Below are 25,482 nucleotides of genomic sequence, written 5' to 3'. Positions count from 1 at the left end.
ATGTTGGCCGAATGGAAATGCTTAAACCCTAGCATGGGTTTTATCCGTTTTTTAATGAATCTATGATCTTGTTCGACTCTATTATTTAAGTATTTGTTTTGAAATATTTGAATCTTGTGACCTTGATCCAATTCTATATTTAAAGCATCAAGAGCCGCCTTATTACTACCGCTTTTGTCAACTACTACTTTGTATGGAGTGTTATTATCTCTGATAGCCTTATGAAAAAAAGAAAGAGCTGAAGACTTGTCTCTACGTGCACTTAGAAAAAAATCAACTGTATCTCCATAACGATCTACTGCTCTATATAAATAAATCCACTTACCATTTAGTTTCACGTAAGTTTCATCCATTCTCCAGCTACTACCAACTGGGCGTTTTCTTTTTCTTACTTCTTGATCTATAAGGGGAATGAACTTAATGACCCACCTTTGTAAAGTAGAATGATCAATCTTTGCGCCTCTCATATGCATCATCTCTTCCAAGTATCTATAGCTTAAAAAAAACGAAATTTCATATACACAAATAGAAGGATTAATTCTGGTGAAGAACAAAATCCTTTAAAATATGGCAATAATCTACGGGTAATACTAAACATTTTAGTCAATTTTTGACTAAAATTACTAAAATAAATACCTTCTTAAAACAGACGCGACAGAACCAGATATTTACCTCGAACCTTAAAATATCCTTTGCATATTTTTATTTTATTTTATATAATTGCGCTGATACAGCATATAATTATTGTATTGATTTCAATGCAGATAAATATAATATCTATATAGAAATACCTATAACTAGCTAGTGTTATTTTAGAAAGTAGAAATTTTATAACCAATAAATTTATAAAAGCTATGGTACGAAATAATTTACCCAGTTTTAGATACAAAAATCAGCCATCAATCTCAGAAATAGGAAGAGAAGGTGACATAATAGAAAGAGTTTTTAATGACTTTTATTCTTTACTACCAGACTTTCCTTCAAAAATAAAAAATATAGTCCCAAGGATTGATGTATCTGAAAGTAATTCTAATTATTATATAGAAGCAGAACTTCCTGGTATTGAATTAAAAGATGTAGATGTACAAGTCAATGGCAATGTACTTTCTATTAGAGCAAAAAAAGAATCTAATACAGAACAAAAAGAAAAAAGCTATTATATACAAGAAAGGTACACTGGTTCCTTACATAGGTCTATTTCTTTGCCAAATAGTGCTGATATAGATAATATAAGTGCCAAGCTTCAGGATGGAATATTGCGCCTTACAATACCTAAAAAAGAACGAGCAGTAACTAAAAATATAGAAATAAGTAATGAATAACGGTACTAGGCAAAATAGTCCGTGTAGGGTCGAGAGATGGCGCGGTAGTTTTACTCCCGTTTCTATCTCCTGACTCGTCAAACGTAATGTGTGGATTTCCCATATTACGTTTTCATAATAACTTCTTACCAAAATATAGTAGCCTGAAAAAATAGAACAGTTATTTATGGAGTGACCTCAGGAAACCGAAAATAAAGCACGCTAAATAAATAGTAATGGACTAGCAGTAGTGAACTGACAAAAAGTTACGGTTTTAATCTAAGTTCCCAATTATCTAACCTGAATAAGATTGGATCTTTTATATATAAATCTGTCTCATAAAACGGTCCTTTTTTAAGACAACCTAAACACCTACCTAAAATACTCCATAAACTATATCATATTCCCATCTAAAAAAACAAAATATCATAAACTCATCGTCTTGGGAATAATTGAGAAAAATTGATTTTTTAGTCAAAACACCCCATAATGGGGTCATTTGACTCAAAAGCCCGGTTTGTCTGAGAGTCTGTCTATATAAGTGTGTAAATATTTTTTAGGGTTTATATTTACCTAAATGATAACACTTAAAATAGACGAAAAAAAAAGATATATGTAAAGACGGCATAATCAAGGCGATAGAATTCCTTATAGACTCAGGTGTAGACCTATCGACTCTGTTTGATCAAGGCGGTTTACTGAAACAATTAATCAAACGTCTTGTAGAAAAAGCGTTAGAATCAGAAATGGATTCCCATCTAGGTTATAGCAAGTATGGACGTAGTGCTTGAGAAAATTCCCGTAATGGCCTGTCTAGTAAGCGAGTTATAACTGATAATGGTGTTATATCGGTTGAAGTCCCCAGAGATAGATCATCCAGTTTTGAACCTGTTTTATTACCTAAACGTCAAACAAGAATCCCTGGTTTAGATGATAAGATTTTATCTTTATATGCTAAAGGGATGAGTCTATCAGATATTCAGCTTCAAATACAAGAATTGTATNGNGCAGAAGTTAGTGAAAGCCTGATCAGTAACATCACAGATTCTGTTATTGAAGATGTTAAGATATGGCAAAATCGTCCATTAGAAACAGTCTATCCAATTGTTTTTTTTGATTGTTTTGTAGTTAAGGTTAGGCAAGACAAACGCATCATCAATAAGTCAGTCTATGTTGCGTTAGGTATAGATCGACTAGGGATAAAAGATGTTTTAGGACTATGGATGAGTGAAAATGAAGGATCTAAGTTTTGGTTAGGTAATTTGACAGAGCTCAAAAATCGTGGTATGCANGATATGCTCATTGCTTGTACAGATAATTTATCAGGTATGTCTGAGGCAATCAGTGCTGTATATCCTAAAACAGATCACCAACTCTGTATCGTTCACCAAATTAGGAATAGCTTGAAGTATGTATCCTATAAAGATAGGAAAGCATTATCTGCGGATTTAAAGCCAATTTATACATCAGTAAATGAAGAAGAAGCACTGATGGCATTAGAAACTTTTGCCAACAAATGGGATAAACAGTACCCACAAATAGCCAANNCTTGGTATGCAAATTGGAATAATCTGATGNTATTTTTACAATACCCTAATGCAATACGTAAGGTTATTTATACAACAAATATTGTTGAATCTGTAAATAGTCAATTCCGTAGAGTTACTAAAAATAAAAGAGTGTTTCCTAACGATTTAGCTGTTTTTAAAACCTTATATTTAACTATTAACTANATNACCAGAAAGTGGACCATGCCTATNCATAATTGGAGTGAGGCTATAGCACATTTTTTAATTAAATTCGAACATAGAATTTAAAACACTTAAAAATATTTTACACAGTTAAATGGACAGAGCCTTGTCTGATTTTAGTTATTAAACCCTTGTTACCCAATTGCTTCTGTATGATCCTGACTTTTATTTTCCTTATTAATTTTTATATAATCATTTGAATATCAATTACTTTATATTTTCTATAAAATTCATAATTTTGTATCAAATAATTTTCGTTTGTTAATATATGTGTTTAGTGAGATATGGTTTTTATACTTCAACAAATTAGCTATTTTTCTAACGGACACACCCAAAGTAAGTAAATTCGATAATTTTCTCTCGATCCACATCAAACTGACTTTTTTGCAGTGTTCCTTTTGCTTTTTTTGAGGCTAATGCTTCTTTTGTTCTTAAGCTGATAAAATCTCGTTCAAGCTCCCCTGTAGTAGTTGACATTTAATCTTACAATTGTTAAAATTGTATGGATAAAAATAAAGACTATTATGAACTTACATCAAAAAATAATAAGACCAAAATTAGGGTTATTGGAATTAGCTAAAATGTTAGGTAACATATCCTCAGCATGTAAAAATATGGGTTATAGCAGAGATAGCTACTACCGCTTTAAATCACTATATGAAATAGGGAGGCCAAGAAGCCTTATACGAGATAAGTCGTAAGAACCCTATTTTAGCTAATAAGAGCCTGTAAACGATTTTGTGTAAGTGCCATTTTTTAAGAAACTCTTCCTTCAAATTCTATAGCGAATCGATTGATAGCGGCTCTCCAATCATGTAGAGCCATAGTCCACTTTTGTGATGCTTTTTGTATAGCTAAATATACCACTTTTAATGCAGATTGGTCATTAGGAAAAAATTTACGGTTATTGATCGATTTTCTAATCACACTATTAAGTGATTCTATCGCATTAGTGGTATAAATAATTTTTCGTATTTCATCAGGATAGTCGAAAATAGTTATAATATTACTCCAATTTTTATGCCATGAACGACTAATGGCTGGATACTTTTTATCCCATTTTTCACTAAAAATAAGAAGCTCTTCTTCCTCTTGATCAATAGAAATAGCCCGATAAATAAGTTTAAGATCCGATGCGACGGACTTCATATCCTTATAGGATACATAACGTAAGGAATTACGAATAAGATGAACAATGCATAACTGGATTTTGGTTTTTGGAAATACTGTATTAATAGCATCTGGAAATCCAGTTAATCCATCAACACAATCAATAAAAATATCCTTAATGCCACGATTACTTAATTCAGTTAATACGGGATAGCCAAAATTTTGCTTCTTCAGTTTCTGCTATCCACAAACCAAGTAATTCTTTTTGGCCTTGACAATTAATGGCTAATGCCAAATAAATTGATTTATTTATTACGCGTTTATCTTCATGAGACTTGATAACGATACAATCTAAATACAGTATGGGGGATATACGCTTTCTAATGGACGATTCTGCCAAATAGTAATCTCCTCAATAACAGATTCAGTTACTTTCGAAATTAAACTGTGTGATACCTCTCTACCATAGAGCTCTTTGAACGTATCTGAAATATCTCGGGTGGTCATCCCTCTGGCATAAAGTGACAGAATTTGTTCATCAAAATCAGTGAACCTAGTTTGACCTTTGCGAACAATTTGAGGATCGAACGTGCTGTTTCGATCTCGTGGCCTATTAATTTCCATTTCGCCAAAATCACCCTTCAAGCGCTTAAGAGAGTAACCATTACGACTATTTCCCGTGTTCCTACCTTCTATAGAATGCTTTGAATAGCCAAGATGATCGTCTAGCTCTGCATCCATAGCACGTTCTACCGTCAGTTTTAATAGTTGCTTGCTCAGAATAGCTAAATCTTTTTCACTCTTAATAGACTTCGATAATTCTTTTAGTAGATTTGGATCTATATTTATTTGTTGTGATTCCATTGATTATGACTTATTTATTACTACCGATTATTTATAACGATAGATTTCTTAATAACAAATAAGCATTTACACAATTTTATTTACAAACTCTCGTAAGCTATCTCTTTATTGAGTATTAACTAGCCGTTTGTGAAATATTTTTATTTGATTCGTAAAGGAAAATATAATACACTAACAACTATAGGGTATGAGACCGTTGCAATAGGCTTATATAAAGCTTTTATTATCACTTCCTTTTTTTCATGATAATACTTATCTATTGGTAGCGTTATTGTATCCTTTTCTTCGCTTTTTCGTCTATGTCTATGTCTATGTCTATGTCTATGTCTATGTGTACAGGCTTATCGCCCTTCTGCTGCTTTTCTTGCGTATAGTCTAGACCTATCCTTGCCTTGTTTGTGTACAAGAAGACAAGTGTACTGTACCCTCCTTTTGTGTACCCTGCTTAAGGTAAATAACCTGAAGTCTGGATATATTTTAAGTTTAAAGAAGCTCCTTTGAGTTTTAAATTTTGCGATAAAAATACCAACTAAATTCCTAAAGGAGCCGCTTATGAATGTATCAAAATTAGTTGAAATATAACGCTGTTGATGAATTTCTTATAAAATTTATGCTTTTTTTTAACAAATCAGATAGAAGCAACCATTGTAATACCAAATTTCTATTCTGATGCAGAGTCAGCCATAATGAGTGTAGTCACAAAAGCCAACAAGGCTATATAACAGGCGGGTGCTATAGGGCTATGGTATTTATGAAAAAGATAGAAACAAATAGCAGTAGCCGATTTTCCAAATAAACTACTACCCAAAACGGTAGCCAATCCTATGGTCATATAAGGTGTGTGTGTAACTACTTGTTCTTTCGACCAGATGGTCAAAAAACAGCTAAAAATAACCCCTAAAAAAATGAACCAACAGCGTACTACTGTTATATAGAGGATAGAAGCATTTTGTAATCCTGCAAAAAGGGGAATAATGGATAAAGCGGTCAGCCCACTGGCTACTCCCATAAGGTTATTGTGGTCATATTTTTGACCAACCTTACCGATCCAGCTGATGAGTAAGATGTCCAGTACCATAAAGATGGGCAGGTATTCCATCATAGCCCTATAGGTAATCGTAGTGACCATAGGCACAAAACTACTCATAAAAAGAAAGGGAATCGTATAGGCCACGTAACCGAAGCCAGCTACTATAGCGATGCGCATAATGGCTTTACGTGCGCTCCAAAGTGGTAGATAGGGGGATGCTTTTGGCGCCGTACAGTTGGTTTTTTCCCCGGTTTCTGTTGCTTGATTGCTGAAAAAAAGAATATTGCACAACGTAGATAGGGCCGCTATTAAAAAAGGCAAACGCCAATATGGAAGTGGATCATTGATCCATGCAAAACAGAAGCCTACTGCGCCAGCTAATAAAATACCCATCATTGAAGCCACTTCATAAAATGCTGCTAGCTTTTTAGCCTGTTGGAGGGTTACACCTTTAAGTAGGTAGATTTTGGAAATAGTATATGCACCAGCTGCACATGATTCTGTGGAACCCCTAGCGAACCACAATAACACAACCGTCCATACTGATCCTCCTTTATAGATGGGCAAACAACCTAATCCGATTAAACTGATCCCTATCCCCAAAAGCGTGTAACGCAATACAATTGTTTCTTTTTTATGACCAGCCATCTTGCTAAAAAAAAGAATACCAAAAGGCTTGGCAATAAAGGAAATAATAAAAGGGCTATAGCCCCATATCAATTGGACCAGTAGCTCTTTTTTTGGGAAAAAAAGAGGTGCCATAATCGGTACCAAGTAACCATATAACGCATTATCAAAATGGATCAAAAGATTTGCCATCCCTATACATAGTTGCGCTTTGGATAAAAGTGGGTTCCGTGCATCTGCCATTGTAAAAGTCAACATTTAACCTACTTATCGATTCTTTTTAGCGCCTGTTCTATAATGGAAACGCATGTGGAGTGGTTATTGCTCCTAGCTATATCAAGGGCTGTTTGGCGATTATGATTTTTTGATGAACCAAAATACCTTCAACAGTCGGCAGTAGACAAAATAAAAGCAAGAACACTAGCGCTATGATAGAAGCATTGATATATGGGCTGTTTTTTATACATCTATACTATTAATATAGTGATCTGTTGTGTTATGCGCTTGTAATATGTTCGCTACTTTTTTTAAGTAGAACTTTATACCTACTGAAATTAACGAAAATATTAAATATAATATAGTAGTGGAGTAAAAAAAATATTAATTTTGTTTCTTTGTTTTTAGGTCCACTATAATGAAGCGCTGAAGATCGGAGCTGTTTTTTACTTTTTTGTCGCTATAGTACTAGCCCTGTGGCACCACTTTTAAAAATAATTTGATCTATGCGTTGGTTTGTTATGGCAATCGCTTTGGTACTATTAATTCGATGGTCTGTTGATGCATTGGAGCCGATTGTGGTGCCAAAGGTGATGAAGTTTGCCGGTATACATTTAAAATTTACAGATGGTGCCCGTAATCGTGTACAAGAAAAAGTCAATCAGTTGACAAGGCCAAAGAAGCTTTTTAATGAAATATTAGATAGAACCCATCTTTTTTTCCCGCTTATAGAAAAGACTTTAGCGGAAGAAAATGTTCCAGATGATTTTAAGTTTCAGGCTTTACATGAAAGTATGCTGGTAGGAGATGCAGTGAGTTATACACATGATGTAGGTTTTTGGCAAATACATAAAGTAGCTGCTATAGACTTAAAATTAATGATCGATCATCCTGTAGATGAAAGAATGCATTTAATTCAATCTACCAAGGCAGCAGCCCGTTTTTTAAAGAGTCATTGCCAATATTTTGATAGTTGGTTGGGGGCATTATTGGCCTATAATAGGGGTAGGACAGGGGCGATAAAACTGTTTCCTAAGGAATACCGTGGGGCCAAGGTGATACGATTGAATGATAAAACAGATGGGTATATCATTGCGGTTGTAGCTACTAAGATTGCATTTGAAAAGATAGCTGGGAAAAAAAAACATTCCACATATAAGCTATGTGTCTATCATCAAGGTCATCATGGTCAAAACTTAAAAGATATTGCTGCCCATTTCAAGATAGAAGAAAAGTTGTTATCTAAACACAATCAGTGGCTTAGGACCTCTGTGGTACCAGATTATACACCATGCGCTTTATTGGTGCCATTGTTACATACGGATGTGTCCATGCGTCCTGTTTTAAAGTTACCTAAACCAGTAAACAATGTATTGCCTAAGGATAAAAAAGTAGTCTCGAATAGACGACCTAGACAGGGCCAATCGCATCGTATAGATTATGCAAAGTACTTACAGTCTGCTAAAATCTTTCCGGAGGTGCGTCCTTTAAACAATAACCGCTCTAGTAGATTGATTAAAGCCAATGGAAGGCGAGCCATTGTAGCCCAAAAAGGAGATACCGTTTCCTATTTAGCCCAGTTGGTAAACATGTCTATAGATAAATTTCTTCTTATAAACGAAATTAAAAAAATCGATCAACTGATTCCAGGGCATATATATTATTATAGTGCAAAAGGCAGTAAAGGGGGGGTACATTATCATGTGGTAGCACCTGGAGAAGATACATGGTCTATTGCACAGCGCTATGGTATAAAGCAATCTGCTCTTTTGGAAAAAAATCGTATGCGAGAGCCAGAACCTCTAGAAAAGGGACGGATATTATGGTTGCGGTTTATTAGGCCCTCTAAGATTCCAGTGGAATATTACAATCTAGATTTACCTTGAAAGGGAAATGGCATATGATAGCAAGTTACTAAACAACCATTTTTAGAGCCATTTTGTATGATTTTTAGAAATAAATTTGTAGAATACAATTGATCATGAATGATTTACAACATGCCAAAAGCCTTAAAGAATTGGTGGATAGGTTTCTTGAAACTTCTCCTTTTCAGAAACAATTGACAGCAGCTATGGTACGTACCGCATGGCATAAAACCATGCCTAAAGTGGTTTGTAATCGGACAGAAAAGCTCTATGTACATCATAATAAGATATTTTTAAAAATAACTTCTGCGCCTTTACGCCATGAGCTAAAGCTTAATAGGGATAAAATCCTTACTGCACTTCATGCAGAGATGGCGGATACCCTCTTACAGGATGTTGTTTTTTTATAAAAAATTAAGGGTAGGTAATAAAGAATGGCTTTGGTTAAGCATCAATGTTTTACCATCAGGTATCTATAATGGTACAAAGGCTTTTAGTTGGCAGTGCCCATAATGTGATGGATATAGAGATTTGTAAGATTATGGTCTATATGTATTAGCTGGAAAAGTTGATGTTTCTAAAACACATACAAAGATATTTAATAAAAGCTAAAAGCGACAAAACTTTTTTAATGTAAAGTAGTAAAGATGTCAAAGATTAGTGCCATTAAGGCATATGAAATTTTAGATTCCCGTGGCTATCCAACGATAGCAGCTGAGGTACATCTAGTATCAGGGGAAACAGGCTACGCCAGTGTGCCCTCTGGTGCTTCTACAGGTTCCCTTGAAGCATTAGAACTAAGAGATCTAGATGCCAATCGTTATCATGGAAAAGGGGTGTTACAAGCAGTCGAACATATACAAACCATCATTTGTACAAATTTAGTTGGTAAAAATATTGATGATCAAGTTGGTTTAGATAGCTTAATGATAGCCCTTGATGGTTCGTCTAATAAACAGCATTTGGGTGCTAATGCGATTTTAGCGGTTTCTTTAGCAATTGCTAAAGCAGCTGCTTTACATTTTCGGCAACCATTATATCAATACTTTTCTAGTTTAATAGGTCCAGTATCGAATGTAACGTATAAGATGCCAGTGCCTATGATGAATATTATAAATGGCGGTTTGCATGCAGATAATCCGCTTGCTATACAAGAGTTTATGATTCTACCCTTAGGATTTGCTTCTTTTAGTGAAGCATTACGTGCAGGTGTAGAAATTTTTCATGTTTTAAAGCATTCTTTTAAACAAAAAGGGCTAAGTACAAATGTCGGTGACGAAGGTGGCTTTTCCCCTAATTTATATAGAACCACAGAGGCGATTGAATCTATTTTAGAAGCCATTATCCAAGCTGGTTATACGCCTGGTGAAGATATTTATTTGGGTCTAGATATTGCCAGTACTGGATGGTATCAACCAGACGGATTGTATTGTATAGAAAATAGGCAGTTCACTAGATCGGAATGGATAGCTTATTTGGTAGATTTAGTAGATCAATATCCTATTATAAGTATAGAAGATGGTATGGCTGAAACAGATTATATGGGTTGGAATCAACTGACGCAACAATTGGGTGACCGGGTGCAATTGGTAGGGGATGACCTATTTGTCACCCATCCAGACCTAGTAAAGAAAGGCATAGCGCAAAATTTAGCCAATGCAGTCTTGATTAAATACAATCAAATAGGCAGTTTAACAGAGACTTTTCAAACTATTGCGCTCACCATACAAGCCCACTATGCTGCTATTATTTCGCATCGATCTGGAGAAACAGAGGATACTACGATTGCTGATCTAGTTGTTGGAACAGGGGTTGGACAGATTAAAACAGGTGCAGTTTGTCGTACAGATCGTGTAGCTAAATACAATCGTTTATTGCGTATTGAATCTGATTTAAAAGATAAAGTAAGTTATGCAGGACGCGATGTTTTTGCTCGCTTTTTAAATAAAAAATAAGGAACAAATAGGGTAGCTGTTGAGCCTCAGTAAAAAGTGATTTGGGTTAGAGCTATTCTGGATTTTTTTATCTATAATTATAGATAAAAAGCTATCCTAAGTTCAGTTGCCAAGGATTTTAAATTTGTATTACTAAGTAAGTGATGCTATATTTGGTTGTATTTGAATCAAATATCTATAACAAAAGGCCTTCTGGCTTTATCGGTAATGAAGCAAGCATAATATGCTATTGCTAGTTGTAATTTTTATAAAAAAACAAAAAAATGAATAAAAGTTTAAAACAGATTGATCCTATCAAGCCGTCTAACTGCTCATCAAAAAGCATTGCAACGTGGTCATTTTTGGCTGCTTTACAGTTTTCTTCTTGCATAAGTGGTAAACGTCAAGGGTTTACGGATCTTAATGGCCCTCCTTCTATGGACTATTTTGCGTGTAAGGATGTGGATAGGTTCAAATACCTACAGGGTAAAGCACGTGATATACTTTTCCGCCACGCACCTGATTTAAATGGGCAAACTGCTCTTTACAATGCTATCAGTAAAGGTGACTTAGTGTCGGTTCAATCTTTATTGAATGATAAAGATATAGATCCCAATGCAGTCGGGAATGGTTTGACTTCACTTGTCTGGGCGCTTAAATGTAAGCATGAAAAAATATTTTATTTTTTATTGGCACATCAGGATATCAATATTACCACTCCAGATCGGGAAACAGGTCTTACGCCGCTCCATTTAGCTATTATAAATGGATGGATGGCTGGAGTAAGGGCGTTGGTGGCCGATTTGTTTGAAGGGGATTTATCTGTCAAAGATAAGAGGGGAAACACCCCGTTAGACCTGGCGATGCGCGATGGAAGAAAGGGTTTACTGATGTTACTGGTGGATACATTTCCTGCAGAAGCTTTACGTGCCAACGATGAAAATGGCATGCCACTATTACATATATGTATCAGACGCCAGTTGATTGATGCTACCGCATGCTTGATCCATAAGTTTCCTAACGAAGATCTATATCAAAAAGATCAAACCGGTATGACGCCGCTCCATTTGGCAGTGAAGTATTTGCCTAAGGATATAATCGTGTTGCTGGCTAATAAACTTCCTGTAGAAGCTTTGGCCAGTGAAGATAATAAGGGCAGAACACCGCTACACTTAGCTGCCCGTATTAAAAAGAAAAATGCGTTTAAATTATTATTGGATCAAATAGTAGATCGTTCGGGTAAAGATCGTGCCATTGCAGCATTGTTTAAACCAAATAATAAAGGCTCTTCTGTATTTCAGTGTAGTTATTTACCTAAACATAGGGATTGGTCGGCCTTATTGCATAACAGTAAAGTCCAAATTCCAACTGTATCTATTCAGGAAAAGCAGATGTTTAAGTATGTATTGGAAACGTTACCTGGCTGCCTAACCATTCAGCAGTATAGTGGACCGAAAAAATCGGACAAAGTTTTATAAATTTTGTTTCCGTGTTATTTCTGCTTTAGCGTATTGATTTTTTACATGTGTAAGATAGACGTTCATAGGTTTTTGATATTTAATACTAGAATGAAATCTGTTGTAATTATATTTATGCATGTAATCGTTAATGCCCTGTTTAATCTCTTTAATATTTTTAAAGTCATTTATAAACAAGCAGTTATATTTTATTGTTCTAAAAAAACGCTCTATAACTACATTATCAATACTTCTACCTTGCCCATTCATTGATATTTTAATACCATACTTTTTTAACAATTGTATGTGACCATGACTGGTATATTGACTTCCATGATCGCTATTAAAGTACTCTGGAGCAGGATATTTGCTAAGAGCTTCTTCTAAAATATCTGTTACAAGTGTTGTATCCATACTGTTAGATACTTTATAGCTCAATATAGCCTTACTATGCCAGTCTATTATAGCTGCAAAATAGATAAATCCATTATTAGTTTTAATATAAGTTATATCCCCGCTCCAAACCTGATTTGATTTAGGTACATAAAGACGCCTGGTCTGACCAGAGGAAAACCAATACTTATCTAGTAAATAACCATGTGCTTTATATTTAGAAGACTTAAAAGAAGTAAAAACTTTTTTACGCGGATAAACAGCACATAAGCCCATTCTACGCATATAATGTAGCACACGATTTTTTCCTATAGACAAACCATCTTCTAATAACTGGTTATATATATAACGGTATCCGTATTCTGGATGATCGATATAAATATCAGCTATTTTATTGATAAGCTCCTTATTAAAACTATCTTCTATACTAGATTTATAATATAAAAAAGAACGATTAATCGATAATAATTTACATTGTCTTGCCTTAGGTAAATGAGTAAGCTTGGATTCGACAAGACCTTTTTTACTTAATAAGTCCAAGCTCTTTAGCTTTCCCACTGCCCAGTCCCGCTCAACTGTAGTTTTACCTAATGTCTTGGCTAAGGAATCATTTTCATCCTTTAAATGAGCTATTTCATCTTTGTATGCACTAACAACTTTGGATGGATCAAAAGCTAAATAAGCATGCTCCATAAACTGATGTTTCCAATTTTGAAGTGTTTTGCTAGTTACTCCATACTTGGACGATAACTCTACTAACGTCAATTCTTCTTTTAATAAATCTAAGACTATTTTAGTCTTCTCTACTGAACTAAACTTGCTAACCTTTTTTCTTCCCATTTTATAAACTCGTTTGTGAAATAATAAAACTAGTACAATACGAAACAAAGTATCTAATTTTCTGTCCGATTTTTTCGGTCCACTATACTGAATAGATATAAATTATTTTTTAAGGCTATTGACTAGCGAAATCAATATAGATACATTGATTTTTCTAGTCAAGGGCCTAGTGTTTATTAAACACGTTAATATTCTAATAAAGTGCTTAAAATGGTGGTAATTGAATATTGATATTAATACCTTGTTGACCAATATTTTGAATAAGCTGATTAAGCAGATTAACTTGATCATGTACTTGTATAGCAGAATCTCTAGCTACACAAGCAAATCTATTAGCGTGATTAAATTCAGTTAGAGTATTTGCAAGAAGAGCACGATAATTTTGAATATCTTGCATAACGTAACCAATACCAAAAATTGGGTGATTCATTTGGTTTGCTATTTGCAGAATGGCATTATGTCTAGCATTAGCATTCTGTGTAGCAACTTGGGCTTGATTAGAAGCGGCTTGAGCCTGATTAAGAGCGCCTTGTGCCTGTTGATCAATAGCTCTAGCCTGATTCAAAGCGTTTAAAATATTCTGATCACCAGGCAAAGCTACTGCACCTGGTACGTTAGCCAGAACAGCCTGTTCACGAGACTTAGCATTTGGAGCAAACCTATCGATAGCACCAGAAATACTGGCAATTCTATCATATATAAGGCGTGCTCTACTAGCGTCAATTTCAGCAAGAGCAGAATGATGATTAGCCCATACAAAAGCTTGTTGAGAACCATTAAGCATAAAATTAAATGAGTTTAATAATTCATTGTTATAATTATTTAAAAATTGATTAGTGTTCCCATTAGTATTGTTATAATCTCCTGTAAGTGCATTACGTGTTTGAAGATACAAATCCGGGGTTCTGTCGCATCTGTAGTAATGGAGCGATTATTTTATTAATTTTAGTCAAAAATTGACCAAAATGTTTACTATTACCNTCAGATTATTGCCCTATTTTAAAGGATTTTGTTCTTCACCNGAGTTAATCTTGTTATTTGTCTACATGAAATGTCGTTTTTCTTTAAGCTATAGAGATCTAGAAGAAATGATGCATANAAGAGGTGCAAAGATTGATCACTCTACCTTACAAAGGTGGGTCATTAAGTTCATTCCACTCATAGATCAAGAAGTAAGAAAAAGAAAACGCCCAGTTGGTATTAGCTGGAGAATGGATGAAACTTACGTGAAACTAAATGGTAAGTGNATTTATTTATATAGAGCAGTAGATCGTTATGGAGATACAGTTGATTTTTTTCTAAGTGAACGTAGAGATAAGTCTGAAGCTCTTTATTTTTTTAGTAAGGCTATCAAAGATAATAACACTCCATCCAAAGTGGTAGTTGACAAAAGCGGTAGTAATAAAGCTGCACTTGATGCATTAAATACAGAACTAGATCAAGATCACAAGATTCAAATATTTCAAAACAAATACTTAAATAATAGAGTCGAACAAGATCATAGGTTTATCAAAAAACGGATAAAACCTATGTTGGGATTTAAGAGTTTCCATTCGGCTAACATTACCATCACAGGAATAGAAAACATTAGAATCATTCAAAAAGGACAATTAATAGGAGCTAAAAAACAAGAATCTACTTTTGAGAACTTTGCCAAACTTATGGCCGCATAATAGACAAAATTAAAGACAAAAGAGAGACCTAACAAAAATTAAACATAGATGCGACAGAGCCGTTATTTTAGGTAGGTAATTTGGTTGTCTTGTAAAANGACCGTTTAACAAGACAACACATTTCATAAAATATTAAAGATTATTCAGGGGCTATAGTATACTAAAAAANNAGGAGAGAAAAANTNTGTATATTGTAGGGTATAAAGAGCTTATATAGCTCTGATTGCCGACAAATNGATANAATATTTTATGGACAAAATTACACCAAAAGTAGATTTAGCCTTTAAAAAAATATTTGGGGTAGAAGAAAATAAAGATTTGCTTATTGAGTTGATCAATGCTACGGTCTCTCCAGAAGATCAGGTAGTAGATGTTAAGTTATTAAATCCTTATAACCCAAAAAATTTTAGAAGCGACAAACTATCTATTTTAGATATTAAAGCGATAAGTGAAACTGGGAAAAGGTTTAATATAGAGATCCAAATCACAGATGAAGCAGATTATGATAAACGCGCTTTATATTATTGGGCTAAGTTATATACAGATCAATTAAAGGTATCTCAAGGTTATTCTAAGTTGAATAAAGCAATAGGAATTCATATCCTTAACTTTATNTCTATAGCAGATAATAAAAAGTATCATAACGTCTTTCGTATTACAGAAAAAGAGAGTGGTATATCTTATTTTCATGATTTNGAATTGCATACAATAGAGTTGACTAAGTTTAGTAAAGATCCAGATGAGAATCTGACCAGTTTATTGAAAAAAATCAAAACATCATTAGATATCTGGACGGCTTTTCTTACGCGTCATGATTTACTGAATAAGGATAACTTACCTGGTCCTTTATCAATCCCCAGCCTCAAAAAGGCCTTACACGTTTTAGATACGTTAAACTTTACCGATGAAGAAAGAATGGCTTATGAGGATCACTTGAAATGGTTACTCATAGAAGCCAATACAGTCGAAAAATATAGACAAGAAGGTGAACAAAAAGGTAGACAAGAGGGTATCCGAATAGGGGAAGAAAAAGGTATCCGAATAGGGGAAGAAAAAGGTATCCGAATAGGGGAAGAAAAGGGTAAGTTAGAGGGTAAGCTGGAAATCGCCAAGGCGATGCTTAAAGATGGATTTCAATTAGATAAAGTAATATTATTTACTGGACTATCTAAGTCTGATATTCAGTCTATTATATAACATATTTTATTTATTTTTAAACCTTTTATTTCTCTCTATTTTACTTTTAATAATAGCATTTCTCAAGTCTTTACTCAACTTTTGATTATATACTTTTGCAATAAGGGTACTAGGCAAAATCGTTCGTAAATACACGCTAAGCGCTTACCACTTAGTGGCATATTCCTCCATAACATGTGCATCTGTAAAATTGAGATAGATTGCTGTGGTCATTAGTCTATCNTGTCCAAGTATCTTTTGTACNGATGCCAACGATATNCCTTTTTGNAGTGCNAANGTGGCAAAAGTATGACGCAAGACATGAGGACTAACTTCTTGTGTTATTTTTGCTGTGTTAGNAATCTGTTTAATAATTTTTTGTACTTGCCTTATTCCAATAGGGGTCAACTTGGATATGGGGAATTATTGTACGTCGTACGTTTGTATTAAATAAGACTATCTTATTAAAGAGCTGGAATAAGGTCGCATTGTACCTGGTATTAGATACCGCGCTTAACGTTTAGCCCCCAGCTCTTTTCATCTTAAAAACTGAATAGTTCGCTGGCCATTAAAGCCCGTGTGTGCGACGATAGTTCATGAGATGAATCAATTTAATACAAACATCTAATGATATGAAATACATAGGCATCGATATAGCAAAAAGTAGTTTTGTAGCTGCTTTCCCTAAAGGTAAAGGCTATACTACGGCTACGTATAAGAACGATCCAAATGGCATTGCAATCTTTTTGTCTAAACTTGATAAATGCTTAGATCACTGTGTTTTAGAGGCGACTGGCAACTATGGTTGTTTATTAGTAAAGATGCTTTTAGAAGCTGACCTATCTGTTTCAGTTATTAACCCTAAGCAGATCAAACACTTTACTAAGGTAGTGAACCATATAACGAAAACTGACAAGGTAGATGCGGAACTTATTTCTCTGTATGGATCAAAGATGGAGCCTAAACCCTACAAAATGCCTTTAGCCAGTATACAAGCCTTAAAGCAACAAAAAACACTTTTTGCTCAGTTGAAGAAACAATTGACAATGTGTTATAACTTGCTAGAGTCTTTTAGTGTGTTGCCTAAACCAGACACTGTATCTTTGACTATGGTCAAACAAACTATATCCTATTTGGAAGAACAAATAGTTATATTAGAGCAACAAATGCTTTCTATTACACAGGAAACTTATCAGGATCTCTATAAACGCATTAGCTCTATTAAAGGGATTGGCGATAGAACCACTATGGAACTTATCGTTTCCACTGGTGGAGGTAATCATTTTGAAAGCGCTAAACAGTTCTCTAAATATGTCGGTTTGGCACCTATTTATGAGCATTCAGGCTCATCGGTAAGAAAAAAAGGTCATATTAATCGTCATGGGAACCCGCAATTGCGTTCTTTGCTCTATATAGCTTCTTGGTCAGCTATACGCTTTAATAAGTCCTGTAAAGACTTTTATGAAAGGTTAAAAGAAAGAGGGAAACCTGGTAAAGTGGCTCTTATTGCTGTAGCTAATAAACTTATTAGACAGGTATTTGCTATTATGAGAGACCATACTTTTTATGTAGATGGACATCTATCTAAACTCAAGGCTAACCCTTAGTGTGGTCAGAAAGAAAATATGATAGTCCATAAATCAACAGATTATAAATCTATTATTTGATTATCAATATAAATTATAATTATAATCAAAATAAAACTTAAAAACGAAATATTTTTCTAACAAAAAATTTGCTTATTAACATAGTTCGTTAAGCTTTTTTTGTACTCTTCTATTTTATTCGGTCTTAGTTTTTTGAATTTACCTGAGATTATTTTGGTTTTTCTTGGCCAAATATAATTTCCTGTCAGATTGATATGCTCCCATCCTAATGGAGATAAGTGAGATAAAAGTTGATCATTGATTTTTATACCCTGTTTTTTGATAGTATCTACAGCTCTTTGTATATAAACAGTGTTCCATAGTGTGATTGCAGCTGTAAGTATTGTCAGTCCACTGGCACGGTAACTCTGATTTTCGATCCTTCTATCTCTGATTTGACCCAACCCGTGCATAAAGACTGCACGAGCAAGGGCGTTTCGTTCTTCTCCTTTATTGAGTCCTTTTTGCACACGTCTACGCAATTCTGGATCTCGAAACCAGTCGAGCATGAATAGTGTTCTTTCTATTCTACCAATTTCCCTTAGTGACTTTGCTAACCCATTCTGTTTTGGATAACTGGCTAACTTATTGAGCATAAGGGATGCAGTAACTGTTCCCTGTTTAATGGATGTAGCTAGACGTAGAATCTCAGACCAGTTTGATTCGATATCTTTAAGATTAATACTGTTGGTTGAGATAAGAGGATAAATTCCCGGATACTGTTCTGCTTTACCTTGAATAAACATTCGTTTGTCATGTATATCTCGAATTCTTGGGCAGAATTGAAAACCAAGTAGGTGCATCATAGCAAAGACGTGATCGGTAAAACCAGATGTATCAGTATAGTGTTCACGGATTTCTAGATCACTTTCGTGATATAGCAAGCCATCTAGCACATGAGTTGAATCCCTTACCCCGCTGATCACCCTGGTATAAAACGGACTATACTGATCCGATATATGCGTATAAAACTGAATTACAGGATCTGGACCATATTTAGGGTTTACCTGTCCAGTGTATCGTCCAACGCTTCCTACTTTGAAGTTTTGACCATCTGAAGATGATGTAGTACCGTCACCCCAGTATATTGCCATAGGTTGCTTGCTCTGCGCATTAACTAATTCAGAAAGAGCAGCTGAATACGTTTCATATCGTATATACCATGCCTGAATATTTTCTAGTGAAGACTTAGTGATACCAGGACAAGCCTCTGCCATTTTACCAATTCCTAGATTTATTCCATCGGCCAATATAGTAGTTAGTAGTAGCTGATTATCAGGACGTATTGTATAATTTTTTAGATGAAAAAAATGATCTGTAAACGCTGTCCAGCTATTTACTTCATCCAGGATTTCTGTAATTTTAACATGAGGTAACATACTATAAACCAGACCTGCTAAAGGTGAAACCTCTTCAGGAACAATATTGTCCAATGGAACTATCTTTACCCCTTTATTAGATATTTCAACATTAGGTAATTTACCACTAATGGACATGTCATTTACTTCTTCGAGTCGTTCTTGCAATAATGTGAGGCGCCTATCGATATATTCACTATAATTAAAAGTGACAGGAAGTGGTAACTGATGACTCTCAATCAACTTATCAAACTCCTTTTTAGGAATAAGGTAATCGTCAAAATTTCTATATCGGCGGGAACCTTTTACCCATATATCTCCGGAACGAAGCGCACTTTTCAGCTCGTTAAGAGCACATAATTCGTAATATTTTCGATCTATTCCGTTCGATGTAATAACAACTTTTCTCCAGCTTGGAGGGATAAAATCTAACGGTGCTGTCAATGGTACCTTGCGTAATTTCTTTCTATATATCTCTCTGATTATTATCAGAGCATTAACTAAGGGCTGTGCAGTTGGCGCACAATTCAGTTCAAATACAGACAACATCCCTGGAGCATACTTACGTAACGTACTATATTTCTCAATAATAATATGCAACGAATCAAAATTACTTTTTTGGGTTAAAGAATGGGTTTCTTCTAGACTTGCAATAAACTCTTGGAACGGATAAGTTTACTTCTTTGCTGGAGTCGCTCTGCTTGGGTGCTTTTAGCACGGCTGAACATCTTGTTCAAGATCCGATCGTGCAAATCTATGATCTCGTCTGTAAGTGTAGCTCTCGCTTCCTCGATGACACATATCAAAATAGCGTATCTTCTGCTTGATGAGAATTTAGTCAAATCTCGGCTGCTAATCTTACGGCCTTCACGAGCCAATTTCAGGAACCGATTCCGATGAACTAAACGTCCCATACCTATCGGAAAGTCCATTTGCATGGCTTACGGTGCATATTAATAAGTTCCAAATCCTGTGCACTGAAATAAACCATTCGGGTTAGGGTAAGCTCATCTTCAGGTAAAGCTAATAATGATGATCTTTCGGACTGGGAAAAAATTTGTCTCCTGGGCATATAGTTTGCATTGATGATTATTTTGTAGATTAATTTTTATGTAAATCCTTATCTCCTAAGGGTACACCGCAATGAGATAATCAAAATANAACATTATNGCATTAATGAGATAACCTATATGCGATAGATCCAATGATATAATTTATATGAGATAATTTAACTAATCAAAACATGTTCATAAGAGCTTATTTGAGAGCATCAACAAAAGATCAGTCTGCTGATCGAGCAAAAGATATAATGGATCAGTTTGTGCACGAAAGAGGATATAAAATCGCCAGTTACTATCGTGAAAATATTAGTGGAACAAAACTGGAAAGACCAGAATTAGCACGGTTATTAACCGATAGTCATCCAAATGATATCTTACTGATAGAGCAAATGGACCGATTAACCAGGTTAACAAACAGTGACTGGGAAACACTAAAAAAAAAGATTCAACAACATCAACTCAGAATTGTTAGTCTGGATATACCTACCTCTTGGCAAGCGTTAGATAAACAACAACCAGAAAAAAATGATCCAGTAACACGGGCCGTAATTTCCTCTATCAATAATATGATTATTGATCTAATGGCCACAATGTCTTATAAAGATTGGATAAGCCGTCTAAATAGGCAAAAACAAGGAATAAAAAAAGCACATGAACAGGGTAAATATAAAGGAAAGAAGGCTGATCATGAGAGACACAAGAAAGTTATATACTATAGACATGTCAAAAAACTAAGTATACAGGAAACTGCATATGCTACCGGGTACAGCAAGGCACAGATATGTCGTATTCAACGGTTGAATATACTAAATAATTTAACAGATGAGCAAAAAAACTTTTAACTTTTTAATAAAAATTAATATCCTAAAATCTTTCTAAATCAAGCTATTTAATAATATAGATAGAGCCTTAACGAACTATGTTAATAAGCAAATTTTTTGTTAGAAAAATATTTCGTTTTTAAGTTTTATTTTGATTATAATTATAATTTATATTGATAATCAAATAATAGATTTATAATCTGTTGATTTATGGACTATCATATTTTCTTTCTGACCACACTAAGGGTTAGCCTTGAGTTTAGATAGATGTCCATCTACATAAAAAGTATGGTCTCTCATAATAGCAAATACCTGTCTAATAAGTTTATTAGCTACAGCAATAAGAGCCACTTTACCAGGTTTCCCTCTTTCTTTTAACCTTTCATAAAAGTCTTTACAGGACTTATTAAAGCGTATAGCTGACCAAGAAGCTATATAGAGCAAAGAACGCAATTGCGGGTTCCCATGACGATTAATATGACCTTTTTTTCTTACCGATGAGCCTGAATGCTCATAAATAGGTGCCAAACCGACATATTTAGAGAACTGTTTAGCGCTTTCAAAATGATTACCTCCACCAGTGGAAACGATAAGTTCCATAGTGGTTCTATCGCCAATCCCTTTAATAGAGCTAATGCGTTTATAGAGATCCTGATAAGTTTCCTGTGTAATAGAAAGCATTTGTTGCTCTAATATAACTATTTGTTCTTCCAAATAGGATATAGTTTGTTTGACCATAGTCAAAGATACAGTGTCTGGTTTAGGCAACACACTAAAAGACTCTAGCAAGTTATAACACATTGTCAATTGTTTCTTCAACTGAGCAAAAAGTGTTTTTTGTTGCTTTAAGGCTTGTATACTGGCTAAAGGCATTTTGTAGGGTTTAGGCTCCATCTTTGATCCATACAGAGAAATAAGTTCCGCATCTACCTTGTCAGTTTTCGTTATATGGTTCACTACCTTAGTAAAGTGTTTGATCTGCTTAGGGTTAATAACTGAAACAGATAGGTCAGCTTCTAAAAGCATCTTTACTAATAAACAACCATAGTTGCCAGTCGCCTCTAAAACACAGTGATCTAAGCATTTATCAAGTTTAGACAAAAAGATTGCAATGCCATTTGGATCGTTCTTATACGTAGCCGTAGTATAGCCTTTACCTTTAGGGAAAGCAGCTACAAAACTACTTTTTGCTATATCGATGCCTATGTATTTCATATCATTAGATGTTTGTATTAAATTGATTCATCTCATGAACTATCGTCGCACACACGGGCTTTAATGGCCAGCGAACTATTCAGTTTTTAAGATGAAAAGAGCTGGGGGCTAAACGTTAAGCGCGGTATCTAATACCAGGTACAATGCGACCTTATTCCAGCTCTTTAATAAGATAGTCTTATTTAATACAAACGTACGACGTACAATAATTCCCCATATCCAAGTTGACCCCCATTATGGTGAATAATAATATTGGCTATCAAACGGATACTCTCTGCATTTATCGTTAGATCAATATCTTTTTTACCGCCAAGTTGTTTACCTCCATTCACTTTTGCAATACTTGCAGTTAATTGATGATAGGATTCTCCTCTATTCAAACTACGTTGAACTACTGAGCGTTGTTCCTTATCATCAATGTAACCGAGTAAGTAATCAGTCATGATAATCTCATCAAGCCCTATTAATGCTTTTAATGTTGGACTGGTTGACTTGGTGGTTGATAACTTACGAACGATATTAGCTTGTGTTGTTTGTTTTAATGCTAATGAGACTAATATCCTTAGAACTTTGTCCCATTCACTGATAATTTGGTTTTTACAGACTCTTTTTTTTGGTCGAATAATACTTTTTTCATAGTCTATTAGGTTTCCGAAACATACCAATTTTTGAGACGAAGTATGCGCTAAATGGGTAAATCTTGGCATAAATTGGTAACCAAACATATACATCAATGCAAAGTTGACTCGATTGATACTATGCATATCCCCAGAAACTCCCGAAATATTAATTTCGGAATTATTACTTTCAACTAAATCTAATAAGTAATGACTTTCGTGCTCATTAGCCCCAATCACCTTAAGGCATATTGGTAACATATTGGCATTAAGTGTCATAACAACAACTCCCTTTTTTAAACCAAAGTATTTTTTGGCATATCTTGATTTAATAGTATTAAAACGGGTTATAAACTTTTACCCATCTACACTGGCATGAACCCCATAATCCGAAAGATTATATTCTTTAAAAATAGATAATTGCTCTGTCTGATTGATAATTATATCACTAGCCTGGCTTAATGTTTGGGGCCGAATAAAGTTTTTTTGCGTTTTCTTCAATGCATTACCGTCAATATCACTGATATCCACCATTTTTTAATTTCTGTTCCCGTTGCATTGGCAATAACACAGGCATGAATAATTTCTATCTCAGGTTGCTCTTTGGAATAGATAGGTTGAAGATGCGTAAACGCACGACTATATCCTGTCACGCCATCAACAAATCGAGTTATATGGCTAATATTCTGAGTAGGAAGTTTTTGAAAAAACAGGTTATTGGTACCATCATCTATGGAATCATAAGGTAATGTCCAAGAGGTTACTGCACCTCGATTGTTATATTTCAATTTTATACTAGTGTTTTCTCCAGTAACAATACGACGATTAACTATCTGATATTTATTTTCAATATCGGTCTCAAGAGTGGATAGAATATCAACAATACTGGTAGAAAGCAGGGGCATATTTAACTCTTTTAAAAGCTGGTTTTTATGGGTTTCCCAGTGATCAATATCGATCAATTCATCCTCTAATGGGCGATAACAATAACTATCACGAATATGAACTGAAGTGTCATTAAGCCCTTTTTGTAATTGCCAGTAAACCATAAATTCATAGCGATCCCAGTCAATACACTTCTTGGGGTCGTAATGGGATTTTGTCATGATGAATCGTTGTAATGATTTAGGAAAGAAGTCGACTGGAATATCTTCAATAGAATAATCCTGAAATGGTTTATTGGTACCAATAAACATATGAAGAAATTGAACTGCATTATGAAGGGCTTCATTAGCACATGAAAAGTCAATAACCCTAAAAATAGGACGAAGATTACGTTTTATCTTTTGAGTAATTTGACCATAGAATTGCCAACGATCAAAGTCGCGTGAAAAGTTTGTTTTTTTAAATTCTGATAAAAATTTCCTGTACTCGTCCTTGGGCACAATTTCAAATGCTTTTGATCTGACTTGAGCATCTGGAATTTTATCATTTACATTAACAAGCATGATTTTATATGCTTGGTTTCGTAACTGTTTATCTGTTGAAGCAAGAGATTCTATTTGCTTTTTCTGGTATGAATCCCCTTGTTTCTGGTATACCAATACCTTTTGAATAAAACTGGCAATAAGATGATCATTAATCTTACGTAACCGGTGATTTACATAACAAAAAAGATAAAGGCGAGATTGGTTTTTCGATCGCAAGGTTCGAAGTTTCTGAATTGTATAAAATTGAGCCAGATCTGAATAATAGATGATATTTTGTTATGAAATCCCCAATTTTTTCACTAACTGCTTAGACGATTCATATAAAGTAGAAATACTCTTTTGTTTATTAATAGTCTGCTTAATCTCCGTTGTACTAAAATTCAACTGTTCTTTTTTGAGTAACGTAAGGGCGTAAATAATATTATCTTTTTTCAGCAAGTTATCCAATTGAGCACGTAACGATTTATCCGACAACAAGTAGAGTTTGTTGCTTAGCCGATTTTTTTCGAATGCTAATGCACGGGAAACAATATCTTGAAATGTGGAATAAGCTGGCTTAATGAAAAATTTATGCTGACAGAAAGACAACAGACTGGTTAACACAAATTTAGGTAACATATGAATCTTTACTAACCGCTTAGCCTCATTATCTAATTCACGTAAAAAGTCGGGATTGACATCTTTAATACCATATTTTTTGCATATCTGGCGCCGATTTTTATAACGAAAGTGCTTTGAGAGGCCATTCCTAGGAAATGATGCGATTGGGAAGTAGTGTTGCAATATAAAATGAACATCTTCTTTAACTTGATGGAAGGTAAAGCAAAAAAAATAACTGACTGATCGATAGTATCCTAACTGTAAAATGTAATTAATTTTCTGAGCGATATTATCTATTGAATCAATATATACCCTATCTTGATCATCCAGGTCAAACAGGTAGGGTCTCTCTTCATCACTTAAAATAGGGAGCTTGTATAATGCATTAATTTCATCATTGGTTAATATAGATAACCGTGCCATAATTTGTATATCTATTAACGAACGTTAAATGATTAATATTTTGGTTATATTATATACCATATAAAACCACTACA

The 25,482-nt window shown here is 34.5% G+C and carries 18 protein-coding genes and 5 pseudogenes; 11 read left to right on the top strand and 12 right to left on the bottom strand.

What is annotated here, in order from left to right; all coding sequences use genetic code 11:
- The first annotated feature begins 854 nt into the window (after window positions 1-854).
- Window positions 855-1,322: an Hsp20/alpha crystallin family protein gene (locus tag AL022_RS03905; RefSeq protein WP_014934980.1), complete on the top strand. Its 468-nt coding sequence runs from the start codon at window positions 855-857 to the stop codon at window positions 1,320-1,322.
- Between the two features lie 605 nt (window positions 1,323-1,927).
- A pseudogene (locus AL022_RS03900) lies at window positions 1,928-3,118 on the top strand (IS256 family transposase).
- Window positions 3,119-3,370: 252 nt separating this feature from the next.
- Here the strand turns inward: AL022_RS03900 and AL022_RS04565 are convergent.
- A complete protein-coding gene (locus AL022_RS04565) occupies window positions 3,371-3,529 on the bottom strand; it encodes a hypothetical protein (RefSeq protein ID WP_198407663.1) in 159 nt (52 codons plus the stop codon).
- Between the two features lie 47 nt (window positions 3,530-3,576).
- Here AL022_RS04565 and AL022_RS04415 point away from each other — a divergent pair.
- Window positions 3,577-3,775: pseudogene (locus AL022_RS04415) on the top strand (helix-turn-helix domain-containing protein); the annotation flags it as partial.
- A 33-nt stretch (window positions 3,776-3,808) separates the two neighbouring features.
- Here AL022_RS04415 and AL022_RS03895 read toward each other — a convergent pair.
- Window positions 3,809-5,026 (bottom strand): annotated as a pseudogene (locus AL022_RS03895) (IS256 family transposase).
- A 661-nt stretch (window positions 5,027-5,687) separates the two neighbouring features.
- Window positions 5,688-6,941, bottom strand: coding sequence for an MFS transporter (locus AL022_RS03890; protein WP_041546150.1), 1,254 nt, complete (start codon window positions 6,939-6,941; stop codon window positions 5,688-5,690).
- Window positions 6,942-7,405: 464 nt separating this feature from the next.
- Here AL022_RS03890 and AL022_RS03885 point away from each other — a divergent pair, with 464 nt between their 5' ends.
- The 4 genes from AL022_RS03885 (at window position 7,406) to AL022_RS03870 (ending at window position 12,176) form a co-directional block, all read left to right on the top strand.
- A complete protein-coding gene (locus tag AL022_RS03885; RefSeq protein WP_014934974.1) occupies window positions 7,406-8,785 on the top strand; it encodes a LysM peptidoglycan-binding domain-containing protein in 1,380 nt (459 codons plus the stop codon).
- A gap of 95 nt (window positions 8,786-8,880) precedes the next feature.
- Window positions 8,881-9,174 (top strand): DciA family protein, encoded by a 294-nt coding sequence (locus tag AL022_RS03880; protein WP_014934973.1) that lies wholly within the window; start codon window positions 8,881-8,883, stop codon window positions 9,172-9,174.
- A 237-nt stretch (window positions 9,175-9,411) separates the two neighbouring features.
- A complete protein-coding gene (gene eno / locus AL022_RS03875; RefSeq protein ID WP_014934972.1) occupies window positions 9,412-10,719 on the top strand; it encodes a phosphopyruvate hydratase in 1,308 nt (435 codons plus the stop codon).
- A 263-nt stretch (window positions 10,720-10,982) separates the two neighbouring features.
- Complete coding sequence (locus tag AL022_RS03870) at window positions 10,983-12,176, top strand: ankyrin repeat domain-containing protein (RefSeq protein ID WP_014934971.1); 1,194 nt, start codon at window positions 10,983-10,985, stop codon at window positions 12,174-12,176.
- On the opposite strand, the gene AL022_RS03865 is transcribed toward AL022_RS03870, so the two are convergent.
- Together AL022_RS03865 and AL022_RS03860 are read right to left on the bottom strand one after the other, a co-directional pair.
- Window positions 12,171-13,388: an IS3 family transposase gene (locus AL022_RS03865; RefSeq protein ID WP_014934970.1), complete on the bottom strand. Its 1,218-nt coding sequence runs from the start codon at window positions 13,386-13,388 to the stop codon at window positions 12,171-12,173. The two genes, AL022_RS03870 and AL022_RS03865, sit on opposite strands and share 6 nt — an antisense overlap.
- 205 nt (window positions 13,389-13,593) lie before the next feature.
- The gene (locus tag AL022_RS03860) at window positions 13,594-14,283 is read right to left on the bottom strand and encodes a hypothetical protein (RefSeq protein ID WP_148269071.1); all 690 of its coding nucleotides are present in this window, start codon (window positions 14,281-14,283) and stop codon (window positions 13,594-13,596) included.
- A gap of 70 nt (window positions 14,284-14,353) precedes the next feature.
- On the opposite strand from AL022_RS03860, the gene AL022_RS03855 reads away from it, so the two are divergent.
- Together AL022_RS03855 and AL022_RS03850 are read left to right on the top strand one after the other, a co-directional pair.
- Window positions 14,354-15,061, top strand: coding sequence for an IS6 family transposase (locus AL022_RS03855; protein WP_014934968.1), 708 nt, complete (start codon window positions 14,354-14,356; stop codon window positions 15,059-15,061).
- Window positions 15,062-15,310: 249 nt separating this feature from the next.
- Complete coding sequence (locus AL022_RS03850; RefSeq protein WP_014934967.1) at window positions 15,311-16,258, top strand: Rpn family recombination-promoting nuclease/putative transposase; 948 nt, start codon at window positions 15,311-15,313, stop codon at window positions 16,256-16,258.
- 144 nt (window positions 16,259-16,402) lie between these two features.
- On the opposite strand, the gene AL022_RS03845 is transcribed toward AL022_RS03850, so the two are convergent.
- On the bottom strand, window positions 16,403-16,645 hold the full coding sequence (locus AL022_RS03845; protein ID WP_014934965.1) for a tyrosine-type recombinase/integrase: 243 nt from the start codon (window positions 16,643-16,645) through the stop codon (window positions 16,403-16,405).
- A gap of 224 nt (window positions 16,646-16,869) precedes the next feature.
- On the opposite strand from AL022_RS03845, the gene AL022_RS03840 reads away from it, so the two are divergent.
- Window positions 16,870-17,844, top strand: a complete 975-nt coding sequence (locus tag AL022_RS03840) for an IS110 family RNA-guided transposase (RefSeq protein ID WP_014934881.1) — start codon at window positions 16,870-16,872, stop codon at window positions 17,842-17,844.
- 116 nt (window positions 17,845-17,960) lie between these two features.
- Here AL022_RS03840 and AL022_RS03835 read toward each other — a convergent pair.
- Both AL022_RS03835 and AL022_RS04695 read right to left on the bottom strand, forming a co-directional pair.
- Window positions 17,961-20,164, bottom strand: a pseudogene (locus tag AL022_RS03835) (Tn3 family transposase); the annotation flags it as partial.
- The gene (locus AL022_RS04695) at window positions 20,158-20,313 is read right to left on the bottom strand and encodes a Tn3 family transposase (protein WP_014934963.1); all 156 of its coding nucleotides are present in this window, start codon (window positions 20,311-20,313) and stop codon (window positions 20,158-20,160) included. The pseudogene AL022_RS03835 and the gene AL022_RS04695, both read right to left, overlap by 7 nt.
- A 171-nt stretch (window positions 20,314-20,484) precedes the next feature.
- Here AL022_RS04695 and AL022_RS03830 point away from each other — a divergent pair, with 171 nt between their 5' ends.
- Window positions 20,485-21,144 (top strand): recombinase family protein, encoded by a 660-nt coding sequence (locus AL022_RS03830; RefSeq protein ID WP_014934962.1) that lies wholly within the window; start codon window positions 20,485-20,487, stop codon window positions 21,142-21,144.
- A gap of 219 nt (window positions 21,145-21,363) precedes the next feature.
- Here AL022_RS03830 and AL022_RS03825 read toward each other — a convergent pair whose 3' ends face one another.
- The 4 genes and pseudogenes from AL022_RS03825 to AL022_RS03810 form a co-directional block, all read right to left on the bottom strand.
- Window positions 21,364-22,338 carry an IS110 family RNA-guided transposase gene (locus AL022_RS03825; protein WP_014934881.1) on the bottom strand — a complete coding sequence of 325 codons (975 nt, stop codon included), beginning with the start codon at window positions 22,336-22,338 and terminating at the stop codon, window positions 21,364-21,366.
- Window positions 22,339-22,520: 182 nt separating this feature from the next.
- A pseudogene (locus AL022_RS03820) lies at window positions 22,521-23,489 on the bottom strand (Tn3 family transposase).
- Entirely contained in the window at window positions 23,453-24,403 is a 951-nt protein-coding gene (locus AL022_RS03815) for a hypothetical protein (protein WP_148269067.1), read from the bottom strand. The pseudogene AL022_RS03820 and the gene AL022_RS03815 overlap by 37 nt, the downstream one beginning before the upstream one ends.
- A gap of 258 nt (window positions 24,404-24,661) precedes the next feature.
- The gene (locus AL022_RS03810; protein ID WP_014934960.1) at window positions 24,662-25,408 is read right to left on the bottom strand and encodes a DUF4158 domain-containing protein; all 747 of its coding nucleotides are present in this window, start codon (window positions 25,406-25,408) and stop codon (window positions 24,662-24,664) included.
- Window positions 25,409-25,482 lie beyond the last annotated feature (74 nt).

The sequence above is a fragment of the Cardinium endosymbiont cEper1 of Encarsia pergandiella genome (genome assembly GCF_000304455.1).
GTDB lineage: Bacteria > Bacteroidota > Bacteroidia > Cytophagales > Amoebophilaceae > Cardinium.
Note: the sequence above shows the minus strand (reverse complement) of the source record. Positions and strands in the feature narration are given on the sequence as shown.

Excerpts from the sequence above, each read along its gene's own strand:
- AL022_RS03810 (WP_014934960.1), bottom strand. The coding sequence starts at position 25,408 with ATGGCACGGTTATCTATATTAACCAATGATGAAATTAATGCATTATAC.
- AL022_RS03840 (WP_014934881.1), top strand. The coding sequence starts at position 16,870 with ATGAAATACATAGGCATCGATATAGCAAAAAGTAGTTTTGTAGCTGCT.
- AL022_RS03890 (WP_041546150.1), bottom strand. The coding sequence starts at position 6,941 with ATGTTGACTTTTACAATGGCAGATGCACGGAACCCACTTTTATCCAAA.
- AL022_RS03880 (WP_014934973.1), top strand. The coding sequence starts at position 8,881 with ATGAATGATTTACAACATGCCAAAAGCCTTAAAGAATTGGTGGATAGG.
- AL022_RS03865 (WP_014934970.1), bottom strand. The coding sequence starts at position 13,388 with ATGGGAAGAAAAAAGGTTAGCAAGTTTAGTTCAGTAGAGAAGACTAAA.
- AL022_RS03815 (WP_148269067.1), bottom strand. The coding sequence starts at position 24,403 with ATGCTTGTTAATGTAAATGATAAAATTCCAGATGCTCAAGTCAGATCA.
- AL022_RS04695 (WP_014934963.1), bottom strand. The coding sequence starts at position 20,313 with ATGCCCAGGAGACAAATTTTTTCCCAGTCCGAAAGATCATCATTATTA.
- AL022_RS03870 (WP_014934971.1), top strand. The coding sequence starts at position 10,983 with ATGAATAAAAGTTTAAAACAGATTGATCCTATCAAGCCGTCTAACTGC.
- AL022_RS04565 (WP_198407663.1), bottom strand. The coding sequence starts at position 3,529 with ATGTCAACTACTACAGGGGAGCTTGAACGAGATTTTATCAGCTTAAGA.
- AL022_RS03905 (WP_014934980.1), top strand. The coding sequence starts at position 855 with ATGGTACGAAATAATTTACCCAGTTTTAGATACAAAAATCAGCCATCA.
- AL022_RS03830 (WP_014934962.1), top strand. The coding sequence starts at position 20,485 with ATGTTCATAAGAGCTTATTTGAGAGCATCAACAAAAGATCAGTCTGCT.
- eno (WP_014934972.1), top strand. The coding sequence starts at position 9,412 with ATGTCAAAGATTAGTGCCATTAAGGCATATGAAATTTTAGATTCCCGT.
- AL022_RS03825 (WP_014934881.1), bottom strand. The coding sequence starts at position 22,338 with ATGAAATACATAGGCATCGATATAGCAAAAAGTAGTTTTGTAGCTGCT.
- AL022_RS03885 (WP_014934974.1), top strand. The coding sequence starts at position 7,406 with ATGCGTTGGTTTGTTATGGCAATCGCTTTGGTACTATTAATTCGATGG.